22 protein-coding genes are annotated in these 21166 nt (G+C 61.7%); all 22 read right to left on the bottom strand.

The genetic code is table 11. The features are described 5' to 3' along the window. Position 1: 1 nt before the first annotated feature. The 22 genes from AC07OC_RS20975 to rfbB all read right to left on the bottom strand — a co-directional run bounded on the left by AC07OC_RS20975 (position 2) and on the right by rfbB (position 21095). Complete coding sequence (locus tag AC07OC_RS20975) at positions 2 to 979, bottom strand: glycosyltransferase family 2 protein (protein WP_218340501.1); 978 nt, start codon at positions 977 to 979, stop codon at positions 2 to 4. A 171-nt stretch (positions 980 to 1150) separates the two neighbouring features. Further along, a complete protein-coding gene (locus AC07OC_RS20980; RefSeq protein WP_494602111.1) occupies positions 1151 to 2044 on the bottom strand; it encodes a peptidyl-prolyl cis-trans isomerase in 894 nt (297 codons plus the stop codon). A gap of 16 nt (positions 2045 to 2060) precedes the next feature. Beyond that, a complete protein-coding gene (locus AC07OC_RS20985; RefSeq protein WP_218340503.1) occupies positions 2061 to 3110 on the bottom strand; it encodes a hypothetical protein in 1050 nt (349 codons plus the stop codon). 219 nt (positions 3111 to 3329) lie between these two features. Continuing rightward, positions 3330 to 4289 carry a hypothetical protein gene (locus AC07OC_RS20990; RefSeq protein ID WP_218340504.1) on the bottom strand — a complete coding sequence of 320 codons (960 nt, stop codon included), beginning with the start codon at positions 4287 to 4289 and terminating at the stop codon, positions 3330 to 3332. Positions 4290 to 4462: 173 nt separating this feature from the next. Then, on the bottom strand, positions 4463 to 4918 hold the full coding sequence (locus AC07OC_RS20995; RefSeq protein ID WP_218340505.1) for a hypothetical protein: 456 nt from the start codon (positions 4916 to 4918) through the stop codon (positions 4463 to 4465). A 69-nt stretch (positions 4919 to 4987) separates the two neighbouring features. After that, a complete protein-coding gene (gspD, locus tag AC07OC_RS21000; RefSeq protein WP_218340506.1) occupies positions 4988 to 7405 on the bottom strand; it encodes a type II secretion system secretin GspD in 2418 nt (805 codons plus the stop codon). 38 nt (positions 7406 to 7443) lie between these two features. Next, entirely contained in the window at positions 7444 to 7947 is a 504-nt protein-coding gene (locus AC07OC_RS21005; protein ID WP_255591266.1) for a hypothetical protein, read from the bottom strand. Next, complete coding sequence (locus AC07OC_RS21010) at positions 7944 to 8498, bottom strand: GspMb/PilO family protein (protein WP_218293190.1); 555 nt, start codon at positions 8496 to 8498, stop codon at positions 7944 to 7946. The genes AC07OC_RS21005 and AC07OC_RS21010 overlap by 4 nt, the downstream gene beginning before the upstream one ends. Beyond that, positions 8495 to 9445 (bottom strand): PilN domain-containing protein, encoded by a 951-nt coding sequence (locus AC07OC_RS21015; protein ID WP_494602114.1) that lies wholly within the window; start codon positions 9443 to 9445, stop codon positions 8495 to 8497. Before AC07OC_RS21015 ends, AC07OC_RS21010 begins: the two co-directional genes overlap by 4 nt. Before the next feature lie 47 nt (positions 9446 to 9492). Then, entirely contained in the window at positions 9493 to 10407 is a 915-nt protein-coding gene (locus AC07OC_RS21020; protein ID WP_255591268.1) for a type II secretion system minor pseudopilin, read from the bottom strand. After that, on the bottom strand, positions 10407 to 11021 hold the full coding sequence (locus AC07OC_RS21025; RefSeq protein ID WP_218293187.1) for a prepilin-type N-terminal cleavage/methylation domain-containing protein: 615 nt from the start codon (positions 11019 to 11021) through the stop codon (positions 10407 to 10409). Before AC07OC_RS21025 ends, AC07OC_RS21020 begins: the two co-directional genes overlap by 1 nt. Further along, a complete protein-coding gene (locus tag AC07OC_RS21030; protein WP_218293186.1) occupies positions 11018 to 11470 on the bottom strand; it encodes a prepilin-type N-terminal cleavage/methylation domain-containing protein in 453 nt (150 codons plus the stop codon). The genes AC07OC_RS21025 and AC07OC_RS21030 overlap by 4 nt, the downstream gene beginning before the upstream one ends. Continuing rightward, entirely contained in the window at positions 11467 to 11961 is a 495-nt protein-coding gene (locus AC07OC_RS21035; protein WP_255594473.1) for a GspH/FimT family pseudopilin, read from the bottom strand. The genes AC07OC_RS21030 and AC07OC_RS21035 overlap by 4 nt, the downstream gene beginning before the upstream one ends. A 42-nt stretch (positions 11962 to 12003) precedes the next feature. Further along, positions 12004 to 12447, bottom strand: a complete 444-nt coding sequence (gene gspG / locus AC07OC_RS21040; protein ID WP_255591270.1) for a type II secretion system major pseudopilin GspG — start codon at positions 12445 to 12447, stop codon at positions 12004 to 12006. A 24-nt stretch (positions 12448 to 12471) separates the two neighbouring features. Continuing rightward, complete coding sequence (locus AC07OC_RS21045; RefSeq protein ID WP_218293185.1) at positions 12472 to 13680, bottom strand: type II secretion system F family protein; 1209 nt, start codon at positions 13678 to 13680, stop codon at positions 12472 to 12474. Further along, entirely contained in the window at positions 13673 to 15391 is a 1719-nt protein-coding gene (locus AC07OC_RS21050) for a GspE/PulE family protein (RefSeq protein WP_218340511.1), read from the bottom strand. The genes AC07OC_RS21045 and AC07OC_RS21050 overlap by 8 nt, the downstream gene beginning before the upstream one ends. Positions 15392 to 15463: 72 nt before the next feature. Continuing rightward, on the bottom strand, positions 15464 to 16477 hold the full coding sequence (locus AC07OC_RS21055) for a glycosyltransferase family 2 protein (protein ID WP_370627814.1): 1014 nt from the start codon (positions 16475 to 16477) through the stop codon (positions 15464 to 15466). Further along, positions 16474 to 17667 carry a DUF1972 domain-containing protein gene (locus AC07OC_RS21060; RefSeq protein ID WP_255591271.1) on the bottom strand — a complete coding sequence of 398 codons (1194 nt, stop codon included), beginning with the start codon at positions 17665 to 17667 and terminating at the stop codon, positions 16474 to 16476. The genes AC07OC_RS21055 and AC07OC_RS21060 overlap by 4 nt, the downstream gene beginning before the upstream one ends. Next, the gene (gene rfbC, locus AC07OC_RS21065; RefSeq protein ID WP_218293183.1) at positions 17664 to 18209 is read right to left on the bottom strand and encodes a dTDP-4-dehydrorhamnose 3,5-epimerase; all 546 of its coding nucleotides are present in this window, start codon (positions 18207 to 18209) and stop codon (positions 17664 to 17666) included. The genes AC07OC_RS21060 and rfbC overlap by 4 nt, the downstream gene beginning before the upstream one ends. 6 nt (positions 18210 to 18215) lie before the next feature. Continuing rightward, entirely contained in the window at positions 18216 to 19100 is an 885-nt protein-coding gene (gene rfbA / locus AC07OC_RS21070; protein ID WP_218293182.1) for a glucose-1-phosphate thymidylyltransferase RfbA, read from the bottom strand. 13 nt (positions 19101 to 19113) lie between these two features. After that, a complete protein-coding gene (rfbD, locus tag AC07OC_RS21075; RefSeq protein ID WP_494602118.1) occupies positions 19114 to 20004 on the bottom strand; it encodes a dTDP-4-dehydrorhamnose reductase in 891 nt (296 codons plus the stop codon). After that, entirely contained in the window at positions 20001 to 21095 is a 1095-nt protein-coding gene (gene rfbB, locus AC07OC_RS21080; protein ID WP_492254575.1) for a dTDP-glucose 4,6-dehydratase, read from the bottom strand. Before rfbB ends, rfbD begins: the two co-directional genes overlap by 4 nt. Positions 21096 to 21166: the final 71 nt, after the last annotated feature.

The raw sequence follows: 21166 nt of genomic DNA on the forward strand, positions 1-21166 counted from the left end.
GTCAGGCCGCTCCCGCGCGCTGCAATTGCTCATCGCGCGACACCGAGCGCAATAGCCATGCCGGCAAGCGGTCGTGCCGGGTGCCCAGGTACTGCCCTGCGACCCGCGCCATTTCCACAAGGCTCATGTAGCCCGCGTTCTTGAAGAGCCGCCAGCCGCGCAATCCCCCGCTGCGCAGCCAGCCCAGATCACGCTTTGCAAGGTGCACGCCGGATTTCAAGGCCTGCACCAGGCTGTCCTGAATGCGGTAGCCAAAATAGAGGTTGAAAGAACGCGCTTCGTCAAAATTGCGCTGCAGTGTCTCCCAGACACCGAAGTCGTGTGAGTGGTACACCATGGCCTCAGGCGCGTAGGCCTTGCCGTAGCCCGCCTCAATCGCCCGCAAGGCCCAGGTCTGGTCCTCTGCAAAAGCCACGTCCGGCAGCGGAAGTCGCTCCCACACCGACCGGCGGATACAAGAATTGTTGCTGGAGAAAAAATGCAGCCACTGGCGATAGCCCGGATCGACCGCAAAACGGTTCTTGTCCTCAAGGCGAACCACCGAGAGTTTGTCCCCAAATCCCGCGAAGTGAAGGCTCAGTTCGCAGTGCGTGACATGCCTAGCATGGGGATGTGCTCTGTGGGGACCAAAAGCCCCAGCCACGGACTCTTCTGTGCTGCATGCCTCCACCATATGACGCAGCCAATGCGCACTCGCAGGTTTGGCGTCCTGGGTCAGGAAAACCAGGAACTCCCCCTTGGCCAGAGACGCAAGAAAATTCCGCGTGCGGCCATGACCGAACTCTTCCGAGGCAATGACCTCACAGCGGACGCCGCGATCTCGCACCAACTCAACCGACCCATCCCTAGAGCCAGAGTCCACCACAATGATCTCAAAGGGCCACGGGGCCTGCTGCTTGAGAATAGTATCGAGCACTTCGCCGAGCAATGGACCGCCGTTTTTGACAGGAATTAATACGGAAGCACGGACGTCGGTCATTCATTAGTGCCTACGGAGGCAGTCGCTCAAAGGGAAGTCTTGGCCAGCACGAACGCTACAACGCGCTTGGCAGGGCAGACGGGACTGACCGCTGCGTTCTGGATAACTCACCATTGTACTGGCCGCGCCGGGCGAAGCAATATACGCTTGTAACGACCGCCCCCGAAAGGCTCACCGCTTGGATTCGGATTTGTCAAACACGCTGCTGATACCCGCCGCATCCATCACCATTCCATACTTGGACAGCAGATCTTCCTCCAGTTTCTTGTTGCCGGTTTGGCGGCAGTAGCTCACCGCCCTCGCAGAAGCGGAAACGGCCACTTCATCCCAAGACAACTGACGACCTTCACGCTTTTCGCTGATGGAGAACAAGTAAACAAAATCCCCTTCGCGCACTGGGCCTACCATATCGCCCGCTCTGCTCGTCGCCAGGGCACGCACGATGGTGTTCTCCTCTGCAAGAATCACCCACCCCACATCTCCCTGTGGATCCAGACGATAGATGGTATCAGCCCGCTTCACGACGCCGTCGAATGTTTGAGCTCCGGAGGCAATGGCCTGGGCCTGTGCCATGAGCCACTCCATGGCATTCTGCGAATCCACAGCTTCGGCAATGGGCAGCATCACACGATTCACACGCGCCATAGGCGGCACAAGAAACGCCTTCGGATTTTCGTCATAGAACCTGCGCACCGCTGCGCCGTCCGCCGGAGGACTGCAGACCGGGGCCAGTTTTTTGAAAATGGCGAAAGCGTAAGCATCGTCGAACCGGCCGGACTCCTGGCCAGACAACCGCGGCTCTCCGAGGCGCTCCCCTTCCAGAACGAGGACCCGTGTAAGGGCCATCTCGCGCACGATCCTCTCAATGCCCCATTTGTTCCGGGCACTGCTGCGCAAATCCACACGGCGATCCAGGTACTGCGCCATATCGGATGCGGTAATGACTTCGCCACCCGCAAATTTCGCCAGATTCGCAGCACACGCCGCCACCCCTCCCAACAACCCCGTCAACGACAACAGCGATACACCCAGGATGCGGCGGTAACTTTCAAAACGATTGCTCATCTTCTTTACAACTCCATCAACGCGCACGCTGCTGACGCGCACGCTCCACTTTAGCGCCTTCCCACAACGGGCCGTACACCACATCAATCACATCTCCCGCAGAGTTGAACGCGACTACATCGCGTTCACCATCCTTGTCGACATCAAGTATCTGCAGCCGAGTGGCAAAGCCACTCACCTTGTGCCAGCGCGTTTCCAGGACGTCGCCCTTCACGTCCAAGCGCTGCAGGTAGAGTTCGCCATCCTCCCCCCAGATGACCAGGTCATCCTCCAGCGGCGCCGTTGACACACTGCCAGTCAGAGGGGATTGAATCCATTGGAGTTCCCCTGTTTCCATGTGAACCCTGGCATTGCGCGCCCCTGTTTCGAGAGAAACAAACACCCAATTGCCGGACGGAGACGGCGCGGCATTGCGAGAAACGGCGGGGAAGGAAGCCAAAACAACCGGAGTCGACAGCACACTCGACTCAGGCACAGCAACAAGGCGTTTATCGTCTAGACAGGCCACCGCAACCGCCGCCCCATTGATGCCAGGAGCCTTGTTCAACTTGACAGGGTGCCATGGTGCCTCACACCAGTGGATTTTCTTCACGGTGGGCTCCCGCTGATCCTCCACCGCCCAGTCCATGACCCAAGCGACTTCCTTTCCGCTATAGGGAGTCACCAGCAGCGTATACCTGCCCCGCGCCGCCTTGGCAACCATCACGTCACGGGGCGCAAACCCGACCGGAATCTGCTGGAGGCGCTCGAGCTTTGCTCCTTTGACACGAAATACGTCCAAACTGGCAGTCGCTTCTACCGCCGCGACCAAGAGATCATCGGACAGCCACACAGCCGAATCGGGATGGTAAGCAACAGACAGGCGGTCAAGCTGCGTGGACTTCCGTCCGTCAATCTTGTGCAGCGCCACCATGCCGTTCTCATGCTCTACTGCCACTAGCAGACAGTTGCTGGCGCCGCAACGCACCTCTCCGCCCCAAGCCACAGGAACTGGCACCACAATCTGCTGTGGCCCAGATGTGACCGAACCTTCAACCTCGCCCGCAGCGTCTTGCAAGGGTTGCATTTGACAACCAGCCACAAAGCAGGCCACCGTAATCGCCATCGCCCAGGAAGGCACAGATCGAAACCTCAAAGCCATATTCAACCCCTGAAATGCAAAAAAAGATAGCGCCTTGCGGCGCTATCTTTACTGTCCTTCAAGGTTGTTACCTACAAGTGCAACAACCATTAGACCGCACTCAACAAGCAGACACCAAAAGGTGCCTGCCATGCCAAGCGTGTATTAAGGAGCGATGGTGGTGTGTGCGCCCAGCAGGGTCTGCACAGCGCCAAAGGCAGCCGAGCTGATCTGCGAGTAGGTGAACACGGAACCCGTAGACTTAGCCGCCAGGGCATCGCCAGTCGCGCCACCCAGAGCTGCGTAGTCGCCAGGCACAGTGTTTGGCGTCCACTCGATGAAGCCATCGGTGAAGGTTGCAGGCAAGCCGGCGATGGATTCAGGATCGAACCAGTCCAGTTCAGCCTTCTTCAGAGCGAAATTAACCGACTTACGGTTTTGCTTGTCATCATAGATGTTGACAGTGTGGGTACCGCGATGGTCACCCGTGGACCAGACCACAACAGCGGTATCCAGGCCGCCAGGAGCTTGGTCAATTGCGTAGCGCATGCTGAACGTAGGCGCAACGGAACCAAAGGTCTGTGCAGCACCAGCTACAGCTTCCAAGCTGGTGGGACCCATCTTGGTGATATCAACACCGCTAGTAACAAGCAGAGGGCCATCGATCACTGGAACGAAAGCCACGTCCTTGCTGATTGCGTTTGCCTGGAAAGCATTGGCAGACAGGGACACATCACCAGCCGTAGCCAACACAGCCGCGCCAGCGCAAGCGGTCTGAGCAGCACCACCAACGGTGGATGCACCTGCAGCGAACACCAGGTAACCACGAACATTGTTCAGACCACCACCCGATTGCTCAGACCAGATGAAGGACTGATAGTCCTTGCTGGTCATGGTGAAGCAACCGTCGGTCACGTGCTGAGAGTTTTGGTCGAAGAACGTCCAGTACACGGCACGGGTACCAGCGGATTGGTTGATCAGGCCAACAGCGGTCGTGTCGGAAGAGCCGTTGTGGATCACGTTAGGAACCACAAAGCCATTGCTGTACGTACCCACGGTGTACGCCTGCGCCACACCAGCACTCAGCGCAGCGGCTGCAACGGCTGCCATTGCAAATTTTTTCATCTTCTCAGTCCTTAGATAATTGAAGGAAGCTTTCCCACCCTGTGCGGGATCTGCAACCCATCCGTACTCCGTTTGGGTTGATGCAATCTTATACTGATACCTTTAATTTTTTCAACCTATTTCCGCCAGAAACTCGTTACCCGCTTGTTTGTTGCACCCAAACAACGACACTTCTAGTTTTGCTCTTTGGTGAACATCACGCTGCGGCGCAGTACGTGGTGCCAGACGCCGTCGATGCGTCGCCACTCGTCTTCAGCCGTCGCTTCCTTGCTCTTGATCCGCAGCATTGGCAGCGAGTAGCGCATCCAGATATTCACCAAGGCGCGATCCCCTTCGATACTGCGGACACCCCGCACCTCCACGGCGTCGTAGCCAATGCCACCCCGCTTGAGGTATTCCTCCAGCGTGGCCTTGGGATCCTTGGATACCTCCTCATAGGGCCAGGCCGCCAGATTGTCGTTGGCGCGCAGCAATGCCCAATAAGCGTGCGCGCGCTTGAGCAATGCGGCCTTGTCATCTTCGGGCGACACAGCGCCCCCCCCCGTGGTGGCACAGCCTGCAAGTACCATTAGGGCTGCAGAAGTGGCAACGCACGTGAACAAATGGCGACGAGTGAAAGACTCTGTCATGTAAAGACTCTCCTGTGGGATATGGATTCGACGCAGCGGGTACAGCCGCAGCAGCACCCGTCCGGCGACTCAGCGCCAGGGCTGAAGCGGCACGTCCGCAGGGCGGATATTGAAAGGCTGCGCCTGCAAGGACAGCGAACGCATGCGCTCGCGCATCTCAGCGCTGGCCGAACGCAATTGGTCGTCATCCTCCAGGGCACGCGGCGTCATCAGCACCAGCAATTCGGTGCGATTGCGCTTGTTGGACGTGGTGGAGAACAATGAGCCCAACACCGGGATATCCGCCAGGCCTGGAATACCGCTGCGACTTCCGCTGTCGTTTTCACGAATAAGCCCACCCAGCACGATAGGCTCACCCGAACGCACGGCAACGCGCGTCTGAATCTGGCGGGTCTGGAACACCCGTTGAGTCGTCGCGATGTCTTGCTCACCAACGTCTGTGACCTGCTGGGAGATATCCATGCTGATCAATCCCCCCGCATTGACAGAAGGCGTCACTGAAAGCATCACCCCCGTGTCCTTGTAGGTGATGGATTCGGTCACCAAATTGCCTGTCGTGACCGCGGTGGAACTCTTGATAGGCTGCTGCTGGCCCACTTGGATGGTGGCGTTGTGGTTATTCAGTACCAGCACCGAGGGGCTGGACAGCAAGCGCACCTGCGACTTTTCGGCGAGTGCGTTAAGCGTGGCGCGCACCAGATTGGCCTTGCTCAAGTTCACGATGCTGTACGAAAAACCCGGTTGCTTTGGCCCTATGCCCCCGCTCGTGTTCATGTTCAGCGACGCCTGCCCTTCACGGCCGCCACTGAGGCCATTCTGCAGATACCACTCAACGCCGTATTCCAGATTTCCCGTTAGGCTCACTTCCACGATGCTGGCCTCGATCAGCACTTGCATCGGCGCCTTGTCAAGCTCCCGCAACGCCTGCTCAATGCGGCGGTACTCGGTTCGTGGGGCGCGGATCAGGAGGGCATTGCGTTTTTCGTCAGCTACAACCCGCACATTGCCATCCAACTGGCTGGTCGAAGTGAGCGATGTGTTGTTGGGAGATGTTGTTCTATTCCCGCCGGCACCGAGGGCTCCCCCCAGGGAACCGCTGCCCATGCCGCCCGTGCTGCCCGTGTTGCCAAAGGGGCTGGAACTGCTGCTTGAAAGACCGGAGCCAGCACCAAATCCCCCCCCACCCAGACCCGCGCCCTGGGAAAACTGCGTGGGAGCAGAGCCCGATGCCACACCGCCGGATCTGCCTTGCCCGGATTGCCCCCCACCGAACAGGCCATTGAGCATTTCAGCCAGTTGCAAAGCCGAGCCGTTTTGCACCGGATAGACAAACAGACTGGCCTCCAACGTATCGGTCGGGCGATCCAGGCGCCGAATCCAGGTTTCCACCTGGGCCAGCAGGTGGCTTCGCGGAGTGACCACGACCAGGGCATTGAGACGTTCAACCGGGAACACCCGAATGAGCCCGCCCAAGGGAGTGGCCACCTGCGCGGATGCTCCGCCACCTCCAGCGCTCGCTCCGCCACCCGCATTTGGCAATCCACCCACTCCCGCTGGTGCTGGTGCCGCGCCTCCTGGTGGCGCCGCACCGGTGCCGCTGTCCGCACCCAACATCGCCTGCAGCGCATCACGCACTACGTTGACGTTGGCATTCTCCAGCACGAACACTCCCAGCGACATTCCGGAAAGGAAATCCACGTCAAAGGCTTCGACCATCTCCAGCCAGCCACCCAACTGGGCCTTGCTTCCTTGCAGCACCAGCAGGTTGCGCATGGCATCCACGTAGACGATGGCTTCGCGCGGTGCGATGGGCGCCAGTATCTTGGCCATTTCGGCCGCAGCGATGTGGTTCAACGGAACGATGACGGTCCCGGCCCCCGACAAATCCTTGAAACGCGACGCGCCCACTACCGGGCGAGCTCCCAAGGTGACGGTGCGCTTGGTAACGTGGTAAACGCCTGCGTTGTCGCGGACGATCGCCAGGTCATGGGGAAGGAGCACAGCGTCCAGCACGTCCAGGACTTGGCTGCGCAGCAGCGGCTGGCGGGTATGCAGGCTCACCACCGTTTCGCCGCCGGCGTCAATGGTGTAGTTGAGCTTGAGCAAGTCACCCAGCAACGCCACCGCCAGATTGCTGACCGTGACATTCTCGAAGTTGAGTGCGACCTTGTCTCCTTTGGCGAGGACGGGGTCTACTTGCGGCGCAACGTCACGCTTGAAGAACTGGTCATTTCCAGGAAAAAGGCGGGTGCTGGAAGGCGCACTCTTTTGCTCCGGGACCTTGGCCCCCTTCGCAGCCTCCGCAGTATTGGGTGCCACAGGGGCAATTGGCACAGGCGCAGCCGCCTTAGGCGACGGGCTTGCAGCAACATCGGATGATGCCGCCACCGTTTGCTCGGGCGAAGGAGCCGCGGCAGGCCCGCCCTGTGTGCTGGCGCAACCCGCAGCCAGCAACGCCAGCAAAAGGATGGATGGCCGAATGTTCATAGAGATATAGCTCCAATATGGGGGTATGCCGCAGTGGCTTACTGATTTATGGTGGGCCTGCGCAGGCGATCGCCAATAGGACCGGCTTTGGGCGCCGCAGCGCTTCCTGCTTCCAGCGGGCGTTCTACGCGTTGATCGTCCGCAGATAGAAACACCGCGTTGCGGCCGTCAAATGACTCTATCCGCCACGGTTTTGTTTCCCCGGTGATCTTGAGTGTGGTGCCATCCGCACGCTGAAGGATAGCTACACGCTGCAGGCCGGATTCCAGTACGGCCGTAAGGCGTGACTGCGTCAATTCCGTAACCAAGCTGGTCTTCTTTTCATCCACAACCACCGGGCGCCGAGACGTCCAGAACAATGGACGCTCTACGGCCTGCTTAGCGCGGACGCTTATTGGCTCGGGCATGGGTTCGACCTTGGGGAGGTCAGGCTTGCGCGGCGGCGGTGGACTCCATCGATCTTTTTCGTTATGCCACCAGTAAGCACTGGCCGCCAATGCGGCAACCGCCAGTACCGGGCCAAGATGCCAAGGTTTGATCATGGCTTGACCTTTTCTGGTGCCAAGGGAGCCTCCAATTGCAGCGTCAGACGGGCAGTCTGGGGACCGGGCCCGGAGCTCCCCCCCTCGCGCATGATGTTGGCAGTGCGCACCCAGAACGGCGCACGTTGCGTTTGCAAGCTTTCCATGAAATTCACAAGTTTGGCCCATTCGCCACTGACGGTGGCCGTCAGGCGGATGCGCGCCAGCTTGCCCTCCCCCCCTGGCTCCAACGCAACCTGGGAGGAAACCAGCGTACTCCCAGAGGCCATGATCAACTGGCGGATCTTCTGCTGGATATCGTTCTGCGCAGCCTCACCGGCGGGGTGAAGCAAAGGGGCAACGGTATTGCTCGCGGAGCTGAGCAGCGTCTCGATTTCAGAGCCCGCGTTGACCACGCCCTCCAGCCGCTCGCTGCGAGGCTCCAACTGATGCAGCGCACCTTCGTAGCGTACCCAGAGTGCTCTATAGACCAATGCAGCACATGCCAGCGCACCAATGCACAGCACTAGCAGCAAAACGATCGAATGACGCCGCCAAACATTCATCTTCATGGCTTTGCCCCTTCACCTCGCCAGCGCAATTCGATCGTGAAGCGCTCCTTGTTCAACGCGCCATCGCGCACGTTCGCAGCAGTTGCCCGCACATCGGCAAATCCCGGTTGCCGTCCGAGGTGCCCAATGAGTTCGGTGGCATTGGCAGTCAGGCCAGTGATCTTTATCTCGGATCCATTGACTTCGAGACGATCGAGCCAGGTGTCGGCCGGGATCGCAGATGAGAGCCCGTCAATCACGCTGGCCAGAGGCATGTCGATGGCGATGCTCTTGCGCAACTCTTCCGCCATTCCAGCCTGACTGCGCAGTTCATCCATCTTCTGGCGCAGAGGAGCCGCCTTGGGCTCAAGCATGCCGACATGCTGCACAGCGCGGACCACCGCCTGCCGTTTTAGTACGAGTGGCATCAATGCGGGCAGCGACAAAGCGACCAGCAACAGCAACAATAATGCTGCGGCGGCTCCATCTATCCAGTGCTGGCGGCTGCTCTGCTTTTGCCATGCCGCACCATGGACAGGGAGAGCGCGCCCTTGGCGGACCATGTACACCGGTGCGTTCCCCGCAAATCCGTGCTGCGCCAGTTGCTGCTCCAGGGAGCTGCGCCGGCACATACCCCACTCGACCACCCATCCGCCCTGGGCCTTCGGCTCAGCACGCCAGGCAGCCACGATCTGCTCTGGAGGCATGGGTGAAACCCGCCAAAGGGCTTCCTCCACCCCCCCGGCCAGGGAGCGCTGGGGCATGTCCGGCAACTGCACCGTGCCCCATAGGCAGTCAGCTTCTGGCACCAGCAGGCTGGCCGCCTTGCGGTTGTTGGTGCGCTTGCGCAGACGCGTTCCTGAAATGGACCAGCGTCCGCCATCGGAAGCCACGGCGGGATTCGCGATCGAGGGCCAAGCCCCATGCTCCACCAGGACTCGCTTCAGATCACCAAAACCCCAGGCCATTCGGTCCAGCACCTTTTGCGCACGAAGAGATAGTTGCCCCCAACCTGTCATGGCTTGAATTCCTGTTCTGGCTTGTTAAAGCGGCGTGTCGGCTCCAGCGAGAGCATTGTCCAGGGCGTCAAGTTGCCTGGACGCTCGCTGAGATCAACCCATGCCTCACGCTGCCACCATCGATCACCCTCAGTCCGCACAAACGCCTTGACACGCACTGTTTGCCCACCGCCTGCCCGGGTAGGCGAGAAAAAGTCGGCTGCGGCTCCTGTTTGGAGCGCCGCAGCCCGCATTTCTGGAGAGGAATTGTGAATGCGAGCCCCCAAGCCTGGCTGCCCCGAAAGGGCGTCGATCAGTGCTGGAGGAGCCGAACCGGTTTCGATGCGTTGCTGCCCATTGATACCCAAGTGGGGCGCGATTATCTCATAGAGCTCCGACGTCATTCCCAGCACCGATCTCAACTCAGAGAGGTCATCCAGGGCCGCATTGCGGGGCTTGGCGGGCCAGCCCGCCGCACGGTACTGAGCCAACTCGGCCCCCCCCACACCGCCAGGCGTATCGTCAGGATCGATGAAATCCCGCACGCGCGAAGCCAGGATAGCGGCTTCGCCGGATGTCAGGCCGCCCGCCCGTTGGAACAAGGCCTGCATCAAGGCTTCACTTGCGACATTCACATCCACCAGCCCGCCGGAGGGAGTGATCTCCACCCAAACATCATTGCCCCCCAGGGACAAACGCTGAATGCGGTATCCACTGTCCGCAGTCTTCTCCGACATGACCCGCTGCACCGCCAGCTGGATGACCGCATCCAGCACGGTCTCCGAACGCATGCGCTCCAGATCCAGAGCCGCGCGTTGTGTCTGCTGACGAACACCCCGAGCACTCGCCATCACAACCAATGACAGGGAAGCCACCAGCCACAGCACCAGAATCAACGCTGCGCCTTTGCTACGGCGTTTACTGCGGGCCATCATCTTGCCCTCGTCAAAGGGAAAATCAGCATGGGCCAGTCCCCCTGCGCATCGGCAAGCTCAACCTTGACCCGCGCAGGATACTGTGCTTTGGTGGAGTCCCACTGTTGCGTCCACTCCCCCGTCTGACCATCCTGGTAGTACCACTGGAGTGTTCGAACGTCCGGCAAAAGCGTCTCTCGCAAGGCACGACTCCAATCCAACGCCATCAGAGCCCCGTCATAGGGGATAGCCTCGACAGACAGATCGACACGACCATTCTCATGGCGCAACGGTGTTGTGCGGAACACATACAGCCCTCCCGCATCGCCACGCTCCGGCAAAGGGGCTACCCAAATGGCACCCGCCGCATTGCCGCTGAAAAATGTCACAACCTTGTTTTCGCTCGTACGCTGCATCAGCAAACGCAGGGTGTCAAACTTGCGCCCCAGCCACTGGCTGACCACCATCATCCGCTCGGACCGGTCGATCACCCGCTGGTTGCGCTCCTCGGAGCGGCCTATCACGCCGACACCCGCAAACATCAGCGCCACCACGGCTGCCGTGACGGCCAGGGCGATCAGCAGCTCCAGCAAGGTGAACCCGCGAGAGGTTTTGCGAAAGGCCTGGCTCATGACGCAGACCTGTATGGTTTCCAGGTGGTCCACGTCACCGCGGTCACCCCATCTCTGCTGACCTCCACCGTGACCCTCGCCGCGCGCACGGGCCCTCCTGGCGCAGGACGACCGCTTTCGTCCATCATGGGAACCTGCTCGGGCACCACCTGGATGCGCCAGCGCCACACGCCCGACTGCCCGGAATCCTGCTTGATCAGATCTTCGGCATAAACCCCGGCGGCCAGCGCTGACTTGGCCACCAAAGAGGCCTCCACGCGAGCCTCCACATCCATGACATTCTTGGAGCTTTGCCCCACGCTTCGATAGAGGCTTGCCAGTGCAATGGAAGCGATGGCCATGGCAACCAGCGCCTCCAGCAGGCTGAACCCCCGCTGCGGTCGAGGCTTTCGCCTGCATTGCTGAAAAAACGGGTTCAGAAAAGGGGGCAGGCAGCGCTTCACCGTCATGACGGGGCCACGGTCGTGGCTTGCTCCACCGTTCCGAGCAACCAGTTCACGCGAAAAGTGACACCTTGCCCACCGCGCAGGACCGCCAACCGCCCGCCTCGAGCACCACCGTCTGCACTGAACACAAAAATCGGCTCTCCCGCTGCGGCTGCAGCCTTGGTGGACTTGGGATTGCGTTCGATGGCTTCCCACTGAACCAGCAATGGTCCAGGCACGTCCAGAGTCAACCGTCCGTCCACTACAAGCCTGCGGATTTCCGGCTGGTAGGTCACGGTCACCGGCCGGCCCTCCTGGACACTGAGTGCGCGCGCCTTGTTGAGCTGGCTGGAGACGTCCCGCACCACCTGGCTGTAGCGAGACCGCTCCATGTACGCCTGCCCCCCGGCGCCGACCACCGACACGGTAATGGCGGCCAGTACCAGCACGACCAGCATCTCCAGCAAAGTGAAGCCCTGGACGCGGCGCAATGGCGCCATCAAGAGAGGGCTCATGCGAAAGAAACCACCAAACGGTGCTGCAAACGGGGGCGCGGCTCAGTTAAAAACGTCCGAGTTTTCGCCATCCCCGCCCTGCTTGGCATCGGCCCCCAGGGAAAACACGTCCGGCCCCCCGTTGCGGCCCGGGTTCTTGTAAAGATAGGCGGCACCCCATGGGTCAGAGGGCAGGCCCTTCTTCAGGTACGGCCCATTCCAGCCCGGCGCTGTCGCGGGCCGGTCCGCCAGGGCGCGCAGCCCCTCGGCGTCGTTGGGGTAACGGCCCACATCCAGTTTGAAGAGATCCAGGCTTTGTTCGATTTCAGAAATCTGAATACGGGCGGTCTTGGACTTGGCGCCGCCAAGCTGATCCAGCACCTTCGGGCCCACCAGCCCTGCAAGCAGCGTGAGGATCACCAGCACCACCAGCAATTCGATCAGTGTGAAGCCCGACGAACGCTTCGCCCGCGCCATTCCGTTGCTGCCAGAATTCTTTACATTCATATCAAATCTCTTAAACAATCAAAATCAAATTGTGTCGTTAATCGACAAGACACCACCCAGGATTGCAATAATGATGAATGCAACCAAGGCCCCGAGAATAATAATTATCAAAGGCTCCATGGCCGCCAAGACACGCCCCATGGTCCGGCGGCCCTCATCCTCGTAGCGATCCGCCAAGCCCAGCAGCGTAATATCCAGTTGGCCGGTTTCCTCTGCCACGCGAATGAGCTGCGGAGTGCTGGATTTTGCAAAGTACGGAGACGAAAAACCCGTGGAAAGCCGCTTGCCGGTTTTCACGATACCGACCAGCGGCTCGATATCCTTGCGCAGCGCGGTATTGGTCAACGTATCCACTGCAATGCGCAAGGCATCCACCATCGGAACGCCCCGCTGCAGCAAAATGCCGAAGGTCCGGAAATAGATGGCGAACTGCAGGTTCCGCAGCACCTTGCCGAACAGGGGAAGATCCAGCAGCACGCTGTCGAGACGCAACCGCCCCGTGGGCGTTGCGCTCCATCGCGAGCCCAGGAACAGCGCAACCGCCAAGCCTAACAGGATCGCCATCCAGTGGGAGCGGATCAGATCGCTGAGGTCGACCACCAGCCGGGTCGAATAGGGCAGCTTGTCGCCCATGGAGTCGAAGATTTCCCGGAACTGGGGAACCACGAACGCCAGCAGGAGAACGACAGACAAGACAGCGACCACCAGCAAGATGACCGGGTACGTCATGGAAGAAATGACGTAGTTGCGCAGCTTGTCCTCGGCCTCGAGCTGGACCGTGAGTTCCTTCAGGACCACATGCAGCGAACCAGAGGTTTCCCCAGCCCGTATCAGGACCAGATACTGGCGCCCCAGGTCCCGCTCGAAAGGCAGCAGAGACTGGTACAGCGATTTCCCGCCCCGTACCCCCTCCTCCACCTTGGCAATGAATGCTTTCAGCCGCTCCGTGTTCGCCGTCTCCTTGAGCATGACCAGCGCCTTGTCGAGCGGCATGTTGGCCTGCTTGAGATGTGCCATCTCACGGCTGAACAGCAGTATTTCGCTGCGCTTGAGCTTTGCGCCCCGGCCTTGCGGCTCATCCTGGGAGACCGCCCCCGATCCATCCGCGATGCGCACCGGTGTCACGCCCTGCCCGATAAGCCGCAGCCGCGCACTTTCCAGATTCAGCGCGCGGACGGTCCCCTGGCAGGCCTTGCCGTCGGACGTGATGCCATCGTATTGAAATTCAATCATTTTGACGAGCGACGCGCAGGACTTCTTCTGCCGTTGTCAGACCCTTGAAGACCTTGGTGGCGCCATCCTGCAACAAGTTCCCCCCGGCATAGGCGCCGTCTTCGCTGCTGAGCTTGGAGCCCCTTTCAAGGACCACCTTCTTGACGTCTTCCGTGAGGACCAGCAGTTCATGGACGGCGATCCGCCCCCGATAGCCCGTGCCCCGGCAGGCGGCACAACCCACGGATTTATAAATGACCTGCCCCTCTTGCAAAGGCACCCCCAGGGATGCCGCCGCGGCCTGCGCCTGGTCCGGCAAAAGCGGGGTCTTGCACTCCTCGCACAGCTTGCGCACCAGGCGTTGCGCCAGCACGCCGACCACGGATGCCGTGATCAGATAGGGCTCCACCCCCATGTTGATCAGGCGGACGATGGCGCCGAGCGCACTGTTGGTGTGCAGCGTGGACATGACCAGGTGACCCGTCAGCGCGGCCTGCACGGCGATTTCGGCGGTTTCGCCATCACGCATTTCGCCGATCATGATGACGTCCGGGTCCTGGCGCAGGAAAGAGCGCAGCACCTTGGCAAAGGTCAGTCCGATCTGGGGCTGCACCTGCACCTGGTTGAGCCACTGCAACCGGTACTCCACCGGGTCTTCCACCGTCAGGATCTTGAGGTTTTCGCCCTCCAGCTCCTGCATCGAGGCATACAGCGTGGTGGATTTACCCGACCCCGTGGGCCCTGTCACCAGAAAGATACCATGCGGCACGCTCAGAAGCTGGCGCATGGTTTTCAGCGTGGGCGGCGTGAAATGCAGGCTTTCCAGTGAAAGCAGGTCGAAGTTCTTTTCCAGCAACCGCATGACGACGGATTCGCCGAACATGGTGGGGATGGTGGACACGCGCGAGTCCATTTCCTTTCCATGCACGCGCAGCTTGGTGCGGCCATCCTGGGGCATCCGGCGTTCCGCAATGTCCAGTTGCGAGAGGATCTTGATGCGGGACACGACCGCGGGAGCATCCTTGTTGTCGATCTCGTCGATGGGATACAGCTCGCCGTCCACCCGAATGCGGACCACCGATTTTTCTTCGTAGGTTTCGATATGGATGTCCGAGGCCTGGGCTGCCACCGCCTGTGAAAGGATGTGGCTCACCCGCTGGATGATGGGGGCCTCCGAGGCCATGTCCCGCAGGTGCTCGATGAATTCGGAGGCCTCGAACTGGTCGCCCCCGGTTTCTTCGTTCTGTTCGGGGTCCTGGACGTACCACTCGTTGAGCTGGCTGGATATTTCGGTTTCAAGGCCAAAGAATATCTTCGGCACATCCCCGAACACCAGGCGCAATGCATCGCGCAATGCAGCGCTCCGGGGGTCCACCGATGCAAACTCCGGCATGGAGTCCGCATCCTCCGCATTGCCCAGGGGAAGCAGGTTGTTGGCCAGCAAGAAGCTGGTATTGAGCCGCGACGTGGCGGGCTTTTCCTTGGGGAAGGCGTCCTGGCGCACCAGAGGCAGGTCAATCTGCCGGGAGAGTGCGGCGTACACATCGACCTCGGAAACCAGTCCCAGGCTGATGAGCAGGCGGCCCAGGCGTCCACCCATGGAGCGCTGGACCTCCAGCGCCCTCTCCAGGTCATTGCGCGACAATTTCTGGTCCGCAAGGAGCATCTCCCCGAGCCTGGGCGCAGCGACATCAACGCTTTCCACTTCACCTACTTCAGCCGAGAGCTTCATTACCGACGCCTTTGAACATTCTTTCAACAACCAAAATACCCAGGCATGATTTGCATCAACCGCAGGGGCGAATCACTTGAACCACAACAAACAGCGGCTTAATCGATCCAGCTCGGGACCCACATAATATTGGCGATATCCCACAATCCTCGCCACAAGCGGCCCGTCCCTCCACGCCAGGTATTTTGACACGTAGCCCTCGTCCAGCCCCAGGGCTCGCAACCGCTGCTGCAGCGCCCGGGCCTGCAGATAGGTGCCCTCTCCCAGCGACCTGACGCGCCTGACGACCCCGCGGCCGTTGGTGAAAAAGCGCAGCAAGCGCGTCCCCAGGCTGCGGTCCTTGGCGCCCAGTTGATTGGCGCCATGCTGGCGGTACAGTATCTGCGGGGTGCGAAGGAAGCTCCGACGGCCACTCCCGCTCACCAGCGCACACCACCAGTCATGCATGATGGCATGGGGCGGCATGGGCAAGGCCATCTGCAGCAGGGTGCGGTTCACCATCATCGTGCATCCCGTCACCTCGTTCACGCTGAGCAGGGAGAGCGAGGAACATTGCCGGGGATCCATCCTCTGGTACGCGGCGAACGAATCGGAGATCACATTCAGGCTCTCGTCGACCACGGTCAGATCGCCATGGACCAGGCAGGGCAGGCCACGCCCTCCTTCCTCCTCCATCCGCATCATCTCCTGCAACGAAACCTCTATTTTCCGGGGCAGCCAGACATCGTCCTGGTCCGAGAACACGGCCCATTCCGCCAGCCCGTCACGCAGGCTGGCTGCCATGAGATTCTCGAAATTGCGGACAACCCCATGGCCACGCGACGGATGGGGCAGCACCACCAGCCGCTCGCCAAAGCGCTCCTTGTAGCGCGCCAGGATCGCCAGCGTCGCATCCGAGGAGCCATCGTCGCTGACCAGGAGCCGGAAGTTCCTGTAGGTCTGGGCCCAGATCGAGTCGAGCTGGCCTTCGAGGTACTTGGCCCCGTTGTAGGTTGCCAGCAGCACATCCACCAGCGGCAGCGCCGTGGTGGCAGCCCCGCCGGATCCAGCGGGCAAGGAAATGGGCCCATCCGCGTGGGAGATCACGGCGCCCTCGTGCCTGCCGCCGCGCTGCGAGGGCGGCATTCCGAATGCATCAGCGCCTCATAGGCATCCGTGATGCCATCCCAGGTGTAGTGCTCCGCCACAATGCCCCGCGCGCGCTGGGCGCGCCGGTGCCGCAGGGCGTCCGACTCGCGCACCACCAGATCCAGGCTGCGCGCGAGCTGCTCGGGGGTCGCAAAATAGTCGGCCGCATCGCGCGCAACCTCGCGGTTGAACGGGTTGTCGTGCGCGATCACCCAGTTTCCACAGGCCAGGGCCTCCAGAAGCGAAGGGTTCGTCCCCCCCACCGAATGGCCATGCAGGTAGCAGGCGGCATGCACGCGCAGGCTCGCCAGCTGCCCGCCGTCGTAGATGCCCCCGATGAACCGCACGCGCTCACTCGCGTGCTGCTGCAACTGCCGCTGGTAGGCCGTGGCACCCGAGACATCCCCCACGATGACGAGTGGCCAGTCTCCGCCGTGCATCACATGGCCCTGGATGATCTCGAGGATATGGTTCTCTGGCTCGGGCCGCGCCACCACCAGCATGTACCGATGGGCTTGCAGGCCCCAGAGGGAAAGCACGGCAGGGTCCACTTGCCGCCCCTCGACCAGTTCCGCGCCGTAGGCGATGAAGCTCGACGGCGCCCCCCGGGGATAGGTCTGGCGGAACCGCTGCGCAATGACCTCGGCGTCGGCGATGAGGCGCGTCGCGGCCTTGGTGGTTACCCATTCCATGCAACGCAAATACAGGCGCGCGCCCCGGCCCCATTTGCTGCGGGCCCATTCGAGCCCATCCACGTTGATCCAGACCGGGACACCGAACACCCGGGGCCACCAGCAGGCCCATGCAGCGCCATAGCCCAGCATGTAGACAAGGTCGTAGCCACGGCAGGCATCCCAGAGGCAAGCACAATCGTAGGCCAGGACCGATGCCGCCCCCCACCGCGGACGGCGCTTGTACCGCACGCGAACACCCTGGTAGAAAGTGTCCTGCACCGACGACTCGCCGGTTTCCGCATACACGGTGACCTCATGGCCCCGCGCCACCAGGCGGGTAGCGAGCTGTTCGGCGAATGTCTCGAACCCCCCATAACTCGCCGGAATGCCCCGGGCTCCGAGGATGGCGATCCGCAGCGCGGCCGGATTTGTGCGGGCGCCGGTCGCAAGCACCTGCGTCGGTGCCAAGCTCAAAGGTCCGCCTCGGCGAACCAGCGTCCCGCCTGGTCCTTCGCGGACAGCTGGATGGCGGCATCGACGGCAGGCCAGGCGATGGCCAGCTGTGGATCGTCCCAGCGGATGCAGCGTTCGTGCTCAGGGCTGTAGTAATCGGTGGTCTTGTAGAGGAAATCAGCCGATTCGGACACCACCAGGAAACCATGGGCAAGCCCCGGCGGCACCCAGAGCTGCCGGTGGTTGTCTTCCGTCAGCAGCGCTCCGACCCACTGGCCAAAGGTGGGCGATCCCTTGCGGATGTCAACGGCGACATCAAACGCCGCGCCCCGCACCACCCGCACCAGCTTGCCCTGGGCCCTGGGAGGCAGCTGGTAGTGCAGGCCACGCAGCACGCCCTGGCTGCTTCGGCTGTGGTTGTCCTGCACGAAGTCGCACTGGACGCCGGTAGCCTCCTGGAAGGCCTGCTGGTTGAAGCTCTCGTAGAAGAACCCCCGGCTGTCGCCGAACACCTTGGGCTCGATCAGTACGACATCAGGGATGGATTGGCGGATGGAATGCATGGCGGTTCAATAAACTTTGTCGTTCAGCAGGCGCTGAAGGTACTGGCCGTAACCGTTCTTGGACAGAGGCTGGGCCAGGCGCTCGAGCTGGGCACTGTCGATCCAGTTCGAGCGCCAGGCGATTTCTTCAGGGCACGCGATCTTGAGGCCCTGGCGGTGCTCCAGCGTGGCAATGAACTGGCTGGCCTCCAGCAGGCTCTCGTGGGTGCCCGTGTCCAGCCAGGCGTAGCCACGGCCCATGATCTCGACATTCAGCTGGCCCTGGTCCAGGTACAGGCGGTTCAGGTCGGTGATTTCAAGTTCACCCCGTGGCGACGGCTTGAGGCTCTTGGCCATCTGTGCCACCTGGCTGTCATAGAAGTACAGGCCGGTGACGGCATAGCTGCTCTTGGGCTGGGCGGGCTTTTCCTCCAGGGACAGCACCTTGCCCTGCGCGTCGAATTCAGCCACGCCATAGCGTTCCGGGTCGTGCACATGGTAGGCAAACACGCTGGCACCCACCGTGCGCTGCTGTGCATTGCCGAGCAGCTCATGGAAATCATGGCCGTAGAAGATGTTGTCCCCCAGCACCAGGGCACTGGGCGCGCCGTCCAGGAATGCTTCACCGATGATGAAGGCCTGGGCCAGGCCATCCGGGCTGGGCTGCACGGCATATTGCAGGTTCAGCCCCCACTGGCTGCCATCGCCCAGCAGTTGCTCGAAGCGCGGGGTGTCCTGCGGCGTGCTGATGACCAGGATGTCACGGATGCCCGCGAGCATCAGCGTGCTCAGCGGGTAGTAGATCATGGGCTTGTCGTAGACCGGCAGCAGTTGCTTGCTGATGGCCAGGGTGGCCGGGTGCAGCCGGGTGCCAGAGCCTCCGGCGAGGATGATGCCTTTGCGTTGCGTCATGGTCAGGTGCCGTTCAGAGAGTTTCAGCCAGCATGCGCGCCACGCCAGACTGCCAAGGCGGCATCTGCAGGCCAAAGGCGGCCTGCAGCTTGCCGGTGTTCAAGCGCGAGTTGTGCGGGCGCACCGCAGGGGTGGGGAATGCGCTTGTCGGAACTGGCGCCACTTCTATTGCTTTTATTTCAATAGCAGGTTGTACAAGCTGTGCTTGCGCAAGAACGTATTTTGCGTATTCATTCCAGTTCGTCTCGCCGGCCGCCACGCAGTGGTAGAGCCCGGCGTCCTGCGGGCGCTGCTGCAGGTGGCGCAGTGCATGGGCGGTCACATCCGCCAGCAGGTCCGCGCCGGTGGGGGCTCCCCACTGGTCATCGATGACGGTCAGGCGATTGCGCTCCTGGGCCAGGCGCAGCATGGTCTTGGCGAAGTTGCCGCCGCGCGCGGCGTAGACCCAGCTGGTGCGCAGGATCAGGTGCTTGGCACCGGCCTCTGCGATCAGCTGCTCGCCTTCGAGCTTGGTGCGGCCGTAGACGCTCAACGGGGCAGGCGCATCGGTCTCCACCCAGGGGCGGCGGCCGCTGCCGTCGAACACATAGTCGGTGCTGTAGTGCACCAGCCAGGCGCCCAGCCGCGCAGCCTCCTGCGCGATGGCGCCGGGAGTGGTGGCATTGAGCGTGCGCGCAAAGTCGGCCTCGCTCTCGGCCCTGTCCACGGCGGTATGGGCCGCGGCATTGACGATGACGTCGGGGCGCAGGGCGCGCACCGTGTCGACCACCCCTGCCGGGTTGGCAAAGTCGCCGCAGTGGTCGGTGCTGTCATGGTCCAGGGCCGTCACCGTGCCCAGCAAGGACAGGCTGCGCTGCAGCTCCCACCCGACCTGGCCGCCCTTGCCAAAGAGCAGGATGTTCATGCGCTGGCGTCCGCGACGGCAGCGGCTGGTGCCTCCTGCGCGTACTGGGTCTGCACCCAGTCGCGGTAGGCACCGGTCTGCACGCTGGCCACCCAGTCGGCATGCTCCAGGTACCACTGCACCGTCTTGCGGATGCCGGTGTCGAAGGTTTCGGCAGGCTTCCAGCCCAGCTCGCGCTCGATCTTGCGCGCGTCGATCGCGTAGCGGCGGTCGTGGCCGGGGCGGTCCTTCACATAGGTGATCTGGGAGCGGTAGCTCTGGCCGTCTGCACGGGGGCGCAGCTCGTCGAGCAGCGCACACACCATGTTCACGATCTCGATGTTGGGTTTCTCGTTCCAGCCGCCCACGTTGTAGGTCTCGCCGGGGGCGCCGGCCTCCAGCACGCGGCGGATGGCGCTGCAGTGGTCCTTCACGTACAGCCAGTCGCGCACCTGCATGCCGTCGCCATACACCGGCAGGTTCTTGCCCGCCAGGGCGTTCACGATCATCAGCGGGATCAGCTTCTCGGGGAAGTGATAGGGCCCGTAGTTGTTGCTGCAGTTGGTGGTGAGCACCGGCAGGCCATAGGTGTGGTGCCAGGCGCGCACCAGGTGGTCGCTGGCGGCCTTGCTGGCGCTGTAGGGGCTGTTGGGCTCGAAGCCGCGTGTCTCGGCGAAGGCCGGGTCGGTGGGGGCCAGCGATCCGTACACCTCGTCGGTGGACACATGCAGGAAGCGGAACGCCGCGCGCTCGCCCTCGGGCAGCGCGCTCCAGTGGGCGCGCACGGCCTCCAGCAGGCGGAACGATCCCACGATGTTGGTCTGGATGAAGTCTTCCGGCCCGTGGATGGAACGGTCCACATGCGACTCGGCCGCGAAGTTGACCACGGCGCGGGGCTTGTGCTCGGCCAGCAGGCGGGCCACCAGGGCGGTGTCGCCGATATCGCCCTGCACGAAGATGTGGCGCGCATCACCCTGAACACTGTCCAGGTTGTGCAGATTGCCAGCGTAGGTGAGCTTGTCGAGGTTGACCACGGGCTCGCTGGAGGCAGCAAGCCAGTCAAGAACGAAGTTGGCGCCAATGAAACCCGCGCCGCCAGTAACCAGAATCATAGGGAGGGCTGTGTGAAATGCCAGCTCGGCAGAACCCGCGATTATCCCACCCTGCCCGGCCACCAGGTAAC

The sequence above is a fragment of the Acidovorax sp. GW821-FHT10E04 genome (assembly GCF_059415185.1).